Raw genomic sequence first — 7,306 nt, 5'->3', positions numbered from 1 at the left:
ATGTCTCGCAAGCCATGATCCTTGTCGCAATGGACGGCAATCTCATCCGCCGAAACGCTCATCCGTGAATTTCAAAACGGACTCTCAGAAGCGGCATGGATAGGCAATCCATCGTCCGGGATTGAACTGATAGTTTTGATTTTGATGCTCGAGCGCTCCCGCGCCAGTGAGTATATAGAGCCCCAAAATTCGGGTTCGCGCCGGTTCAGTCGCCGGATCTTTATGAGCGCATGATTTCTTCTGGCGCGGGAAGTGGATTAGGAAAACCTGCTGACGGCGCGGCCGCCTTCAATAAGAAAAACTGTGCAGCCTATAAGCTTCGGCTCGACGACATCCGGTTCTCGATTTCCTTTAGGATGTTGGTTGCGCGTGCGATGCGGCTATACCTGGCCAGAAAGTCTGCCTTCGCCTGCTGACCGATCTGATCCCGAAGCGCCTTGTTTTCGCGCAGGCGCTGAAGAGCTTTGACCCAGTCGGACGGGTTGTCTGGCGACACCAGAACGCTGTTGACGCTATCCCTCAAAACTTCTCGGATAACTGACAGGTCGGAGGACACTATGGGTTTGCCATGCGCCATATATTCGAAGAGCTTGAGCGGCGACATTCCCTCAGCGATATTTCGACCGCCGCCCTGGCCCTCTACATCTCTAAGATAGGGCGCGAGTACAACGTCCATTTCGGCCAAGTAGGCACATGTCGCGGCGTGAGGAACGTAGCCGTGAAACACTGTGTTCGGGCATTTGGCCAGCTTCGATGTCCAATACTCTATATCGCCTGGTGTTCCGCCGACGATGTGAAATGTCGCCCAGCCGCATCGAGGCGCAATAGCGCTGATTATCTCCATGCCTTTTCCCTTATACAGATGTCCGACATAACCAACCTTGAACGTGCCGCTGAGGCTGCATGGCTCGACATTCGGCGGAACCGGATCCGCGCCATTGGGCGCGATGAGAAATTTTCCCGCATGTTGAGGAAAGAGGCGGATGCTGTCGTCCCGCAGACGTTGCGACGTGACGACCAGCATACGGAATGCCTCTAGGCCTATCAGTTTGGCAAGGCGCTGACGCTGACGTCTGCTCAAACTGCCAATCGGGTCGTGAAGCTCAAAAACGGTCGTGAACCCGAAAAGTCCGGCAGAAACAAGCGCTACAGTAGCCGAGCGTGTAAAGACGACATGCGGCCGCAGCCAGACCGCAGCAAGAAGTGCCAACACAGCAAAAAAAAGCTCCCGGCCGGGCACAGGCCAAAAGGGTACAGGGAGAACGCGGAATGGGAACTCGGTACCGAATCCGTATTCGCGCGCGATCTTCTCATAATGATCCCGTGTATTCATGGAGGCGCGTGGAAGCGCTAGTAGGACCTCCGCTCCGGCAACCCGAAATGCATGGCACATCTTTGCGACTTGTACCGCATTGGCGGCCGGCGCCGGAACGTGCGCAGAATGTATATAGAGAAGCCGCATCCACAAAGCCTATCTTTCACGCCTCGCGGCTGGTCTAGTTCTTCGCCTCTGAGCCGCAAGTTCGGAGACCACGGGCTGGGCAGACGCACCAAGTCGAACGACAAAAGCGCCCTCCGCCCCGGTGGCTCCATGGGTTGTGATAGTACCACTCGCCGGTTGCCTCACCAAAATCGAGCGCCCTTTTTCGCGAACTGGGGGCAGGCCCAGCGACAGCACACGCCGCCCTTCACCGGACAGGTTCTGACCACAGCCGTCATCAAAGCCCCAGCCAGCCAGCAATTATGTTGCGCTGTATCTCAGAAGTTCCGGAATAGAGTTTGCTGCCGATGGCATCACGCACGGCACGTTCGACGTCGAATTCGCTCAAGAAACCATAGCCGCCGAAGACCTGGACGACATCGAGCGTGGTGCGAACAAGCGATTCGCTCACAAAGAGCTTCGAAACGGCGGCGTCGAGGGATACGGACTGGGAGCGTTCAAGGCCCCACGCCGCTTTGTAGACGAGCAGTCGGGCCGCCTCCACCTGCATCTTCATGTCGGCAATCTTATGGGCGACCGCCTGGTGCTTGGAGATGGTCTGGCCGGACTGACGTCGGGTGCGCGTATAGGCCACTGCCTTTTCCAGAAGCCGCTCCATGGTGCCTACATGACTGGCGAATAGGCACGCCCGCTCCCAGTCCATGCTATGGACGAACAGCCTGGAGCCGCCGCCCACTCCACCGAGAACAGCGTCCTTCGAAACAAATACGTCCTCGAAGACAAGCTCCCCGATCGGAGACGTCCGCAGTCCCATTTTTTCGAACTTTTGCGCGACCCGATAGCCGGGCAGCGTGCGGTCCACGAGGAAGCTCGTGATGCCGCCGAAATACCCCTTGGCGCGGTCAGTGACAGCAAAGACGACGGCAACATCCGCCACCGGCCCGTTGCTCACGAAGGTCTTCGTGCCGTTGATTAGAAAGCCGTCGCCATGAGGCTCCGCCCGGGTTTGCATCGCAAATGCATCGGAGCCCGACTCCGGTTCGCTCATCGCATTGGCCGCGATCAAAGTGCCATCACAGAGCCTCGGAAGATATCGATTCTTCTGCTCTTCAGTGCCGAACTTCCAAATCGGCACCACGCAGGCCAGAAGGTGGGCGCAGATCGAGAAGACCAAGCCGGAATCCTCGCAGCCGTAGCCGAGCGCGTCGATTGCAATGGCCGTGGACAGGGAATCGAGACCGGGTCCCCCGTAGGCCTCGGGGACTGGCAGGCCGGTCAGGCCCATCTGCGCGCAGGCCTGCCACAACTCGTGCTGGAATACTTGGTCCCGGTCGCGCTGCCTGACATCTTTATTGAGCTTATCTTGCGCGAAGCGATGGATCTCACCGCGCAGGATGCGCTGCTCCTCGTTCAGCGCGAAATCCACTACTCCATCCTTATCAGATGCTGGTAGTCAATTTTATCTGTCGATGTCTTCGGAAGTAACGGCTGATGCGAGAACCAGTCCGGGGCCATGTAGGCCGGCAAGTTGTGAGCGCAGAACCGCTTCAGCTCGATGAGCGACAGCGCATGGCCGTCGCGCGAGGCATAGAACACCTTAATGGAGACGCCCGACTCCTCCGAGCGAGCGATCGCCGCCACCTCGGAGATCGCTGGATGGCGATAGAGCGCCGTCTCGATCTCGCCGAGTTCGATCCGATATCCCCGCCTCTTCACCATCCGGTCGCGTCGACCACGGAAGGTGTAGACTCCGCCATCGCCTTCGATCACTACATCGCCGGTACGGTACCAGCGACCGCTTGAATCGACGTGAAAAGCGGCGCTTGTTCGCTCAGGCATGTTCCAATAGCCCAGCATCACGGGAGCACCGCTGATTGCGAGCTCGCCTTCCTGGCCTCGCGGCACGTTGCGACCATTCGCATCGATCACGCGTGCCTTAACATGCGCGCAGGCGCGCCCGATCGGAAACGGCGCCGAGCGGTCTTCGGCGATCGTCTGCGGGATTTCGTAGTAGGTACAGACGTTGGTTTCGGTTGGACCATAGAGATTCAGGTAGCGTGCGCGTGGGACCACAGCCTTTAGCCTGCGCAGATGCTTGACCGGAAAAACCTCGCCGGCAAATAGAATGAACCGAAGAGCGTGGTCGTCGCGAGCATCAAGGCTGCCGTGCTCGACCAGAAGCGTGAGTACGGAGGGCGTGGAATACCAGACGGTCAACCGCCGCTCGGCGATAACCGACGCCATCCGGGTCGGATTCTTGCCGAGCTCCTCACCGATGAGGAATACGGTCGCGCCGTGCTTCAGCGGTACGAAGATGTCGAGGATAGACAGGTCGAAGTGGAAAGGCGCATGGGAGGAGAAGCGGTCATTCTCGTCAGGGGCGAGGATCTCGGAGCACCAGTCCACGTAGCTCGAGCCATTACGATGCGTCAGCATCACGCCCTTCGGCTGGCCGGTCGAGCCCGAAGTGTAAAGCACGTAAGCGAGGTTGTCCGGCCCCGGCCGCGCCGATTCGTCCTCCACCGCCAAGCTGCCGGCCTCTACGCGAGCCAGGTACGTCGCGAGCGGCGAGGGACCGTCGGACCAGTCGAGCGGTAAGAGACACGGTTCCGCAGCCAAGCGCGCCAACTCACAGCGCAAAGTTTCGGCTCGGGACGCCTCCACGAAAATCGCGCGCACGCCGCAGTCGTTAAATATGAACGCGCTACGCGCAGGCGGTGCCAGAGAGTCGACGGGCACATAGGCCGCGCCCACCTTCAAGGTGCCGAACAGAACAGCGAGCGAGGCGATCGATTTTGGAAGGCAAATGCCGACGCGGTCCCCCGGCCGGACGCCGATCCGACGCAGATGGTCGCGGACTTGGTCCGACAGCGCGTCGAGCTCGCCGTAGGTGATCTGCCGCCCAGAGCTCGCCTCGACAGCGGCGCACGTCTGGGGATGCCGCCTCGCGCTCTGTTCCAGATACTCGTGTAAGGCAGCAACCGTCATGGCGGGCTCTATGTGGACGCCTGCTTCGACTGGACGAAATTGGCAATTTGGGCGATGGAGTTCAGGTTCTCCGGCACGAGTTCGTCAGGGGCGATTTCGATACCGCAGGATTTTTCCAGGTAGGCAACGAGCTTAAGCGTCGCCAACGAGTCGAGAATGCCGTCAGTTATCAGCTCCGTTGAATCCGTCAGATTCTCCGGCCTTTCACCGGGCAGAAACTCCTTCAATATGAAATCCTTGGCCATCGTCCTGATCTGGATCGCGTTCATTGTTCCTCCTTGTGTGGAGCAACCGCAAGGTTCAGGGGAATTAGATCCTGGTGTTGCTGCAGCACTTGGTAAAGCTTGTCGGCGATGAGCCGATGGCCGGCGGCGTTTGGGTGATCGTCCCAAGGTGCTACAAGAAGCGTCCGCCAGTCATACCCGTCATACACACCGGAAAGATCGAGAACGTTAAAGCCAGCCTCGGTAGCGAGGCGCTTCTCTAGCTCGGTGCTGGTCCTCTCGTCTGGTCTGGGTAGATAGATCCAAAAGACCCCGACCCCTTCTCGCTTCGCAGCTTCCACGATTCGAGAATAGATCGCACGCAGAAGTCTGTCTCCGTAGGGCATGAGCTTTCTTTGAAGTACCTCGTGGTCGGCACGGGGATCGATCCCGCTCTCGCGTACAATGTCGCGCACGAAGTCGTAGCGATATGCGGAGCCATTCTGGATTGCTTTCCCGAGACGCTTTAGCGTTCGTGGAACAAGCGCGCTGTGCTCGAAGTAAAAGATGTACTTTGGTTTGAATGCGAGCACTCGATCCTCGATGATGGCCAGAATGTCCAGAGGAACATAACCCCCAACGGCAAAGTTCAGCACCTCGTAGTGTCGATACCCGCTGTCGTCTGCCTGCGCATTCAGCCGCCGCTCCAACAGGCCCTCGAAAGTCTCGTCATCCGCGACGCCCTCGCCGAAGACATGCGAAGAGCCGACGATTGCGATTCGTGGGGTGCCGGGAGTAGGAATCTTTTCATAGTCCTGATCTCGCATGCCCCAGCGGTTGATGTGGACCCGCGTTCCCTTAAAGTCTGCTTGGGAGAGTGGTCGCAGATAGGTCGTGGGAAGCGCACCGGTGAACTCGCTCAGCGGCGTCTTGTCCAAATTGTCCCAACCGTCGTGTCGTCGTTGGCCATAGACAATCCACAGTTCTGGGTTAAATGCGCCGACATTGACGAGGTTCTCGTAGTAGCCGCGCTCCAGGTTCGCGTTGTCGCGGCTATTGAGGTTCGGCGCTCTAATGTCGGCCATTGCGGTACTGACCGTCTCCCCGAGGCGATCGTGAACCATGGGGAGCGAGATGCAAACCGCGATCAACCCGCAGACACCGACCGACGCAACCGACCGTCGGAAACTGTACTGGCGGTCGGCGCCGCCGCGCGCGAGCGCAAGCGCAGGAATGCCAATGATAGCTGCCACCGCGACCAGTACGAGGGCGGGCGTCATTTTGCCAGGAACTTCCACGCCCACAGTGTCGAAGACCGAGAACCATTGCGGGACCGAGCTCGCGCTCCAAAACGACCAAAGGAGGCAGATGACGACGAATACGCCAATGGTCCGGCTCGCAGTTTGCAGCGCACCGTTCCAGCTTAGTGCACCGCCACGCAGGCGCCGCGTGCGACCGTGCCGCATTTCATAGTGGGCGTTGATCGTCACAAGCACGGCCAGGATCATCCAGAAGAGGAAGTCGTTCCAGGTGAATACCCAGGTGCCACGTAACCAGAACCACTGATAGTTGTGCAGCAGCCAAGTCGCGAGGAACGCGAGGAGGGTCGCGCTGACCAGCGCTACGCTCTCTCCCCAGCGTCGAAAGCGAAAATACAACGGATAGTATACAATCTTCATTATGAAGTCCTTCCAGTATATATTTATTCGACGCCAGAAATCTGTGAAACTTGAGGAAAGAAAGTACAGATTGTGGGTTTCTGGAAGGTTGAATCCAAATAAATGCAAAATCCCGGTGATTATGTGAAAAGTTCCTGAAACCTTCAGATAAAGTAAAAATGGCCATATGATAAATTGCAAAAGCTCAATCTGATTGTGTACGTCCGCAGCATCGATAACAAATCGCTGATATACGATGCGGTAGCATATCAAATGGATAGCGCCGCGAAACATCCACTGAATGCCCGTTTGATAGATGTAGTGCCGGTCAGCATTGTAGTAGCTGCTGCGGAAAGTTCTAAAATCTACGACCGGAAAGAGCGGGAAGCACACGTTCGGCAACATGAAAAAATACGCGAGCCGCTCCGAAAGCGTCGCCATCTTCTGTTCACGTCGCATTTCGTATGCATAGACAATGAGACGGAACATGAACATGGAAGCGAGCACTGGCCAGACGGCGCGCGTCCACGGGGTCGCTATCCAGTCCATTCGTGCGGCGGCGAGCCCGCAGCCGGCGCCAACCAGCGCCAGCACTCTCCATCCAAAAGCGATCGGTAGGTGGACAATTCCGATCAGTACGAGCCCAATGGCGACGATCCAGGCGGCATCGATGAGGCCGTCAAATCTCCAGTGGTGCCAGTTGGGCCCAAGGTTCGCGAAAACTGCGGCGATAGTCGCGAACGAGAGCAGCACGAAAAACGGCAGCCGGTAAGGCTGTGGCAGGAAGTAGTGCACGCACCAGCCGGCGAGGGCAACGAGCAGGACGCGGACAAGCGCAGTAGTCTCGAGCCTGAGGAGATAGACCAGCGCGATGAAGAGGGCCAGCTGGCAGGCTATGGCGAACCAAGCCAGGATGCTTCTCGACTCAGTCTCCGTAGGATCCGCCGACCAGGGACGAGACAATGTCTTGATCCAATGCACGCTCGCGCGCCTCAACCAGCTGCCGGCGGACATCG

5 protein-coding genes are annotated in these 7,306 nt (G+C 58.2%); all 5 read right to left on the bottom strand.

Annotated elements, in window-relative coordinates:
* Positions 1-310 precede the first annotated feature (310 nt).
* A complete protein-coding gene (locus tag NKI63_RS29150; RefSeq protein ID WP_352707144.1) occupies positions 311-1,462 on the bottom strand; it encodes a glycosyltransferase in 1,152 nt (383 codons plus the stop codon).
* Positions 1,463-1,718: 256 nt separating this feature from the next.
* The gene (locus NKI63_RS29145) at positions 1,719-2,867 is read right to left on the bottom strand and encodes an acyl-CoA dehydrogenase family protein (protein WP_352707142.1); all 1,149 of its coding nucleotides are present in this window, start codon (positions 2,865-2,867) and stop codon (positions 1,719-1,721) included.
* Positions 2,867-4,429, bottom strand: coding sequence for an amino acid adenylation domain-containing protein (locus tag NKI63_RS29140; protein WP_352707140.1), 1,563 nt, complete (start codon positions 4,427-4,429; stop codon positions 2,867-2,869). The genes NKI63_RS29145 and NKI63_RS29140 overlap by 1 nt, the downstream gene beginning before the upstream one ends.
* 8 nt (positions 4,430-4,437) lie before the next feature.
* Positions 4,438-4,698 carry an acyl carrier protein gene (locus NKI63_RS29135; protein ID WP_029356091.1) on the bottom strand — a complete coding sequence of 87 codons (261 nt, stop codon included), beginning with the start codon at positions 4,696-4,698 and terminating at the stop codon, positions 4,438-4,440.
* Complete coding sequence (locus NKI63_RS29130; protein ID WP_352824019.1) at positions 4,695-7,271, bottom strand: SGNH/GDSL hydrolase family protein; 2,577 nt, start codon at positions 7,269-7,271, stop codon at positions 4,695-4,697. Before NKI63_RS29130 ends, NKI63_RS29135 begins: the two co-directional genes overlap by 4 nt.
* Positions 7,272-7,306 lie beyond the last annotated feature (35 nt).

Origin of the sequence: Mesorhizobium sp. M0410, from assembly GCF_040321435.1 — a bacterium.
Taxonomy (GTDB): Bacteria; Pseudomonadota; Alphaproteobacteria; order Rhizobiales; family Rhizobiaceae; genus Mesorhizobium.
Note: the sequence above shows the minus strand (reverse complement) of the source record. Positions and strands in the feature narration are given on the sequence as shown.

Coding starts and splice junctions, on each gene's coding strand:
- NKI63_RS29140 (WP_352707140.1), bottom strand. CDS start 4,429: ATGACGGTTGCTGCCTTACACGAGTATCTGGAACAGAGCGCGAGGCGG.
- NKI63_RS29135 (WP_029356091.1), bottom strand. CDS start 4,698: ATGAACGCGATCCAGATCAGGACGATGGCCAAGGATTTCATATTGAAG.
- NKI63_RS29150 (WP_352707144.1), bottom strand. CDS start 1,462: ATGCGGCTTCTCTATATACATTCTGCGCACGTTCCGGCGCCGGCCGCC.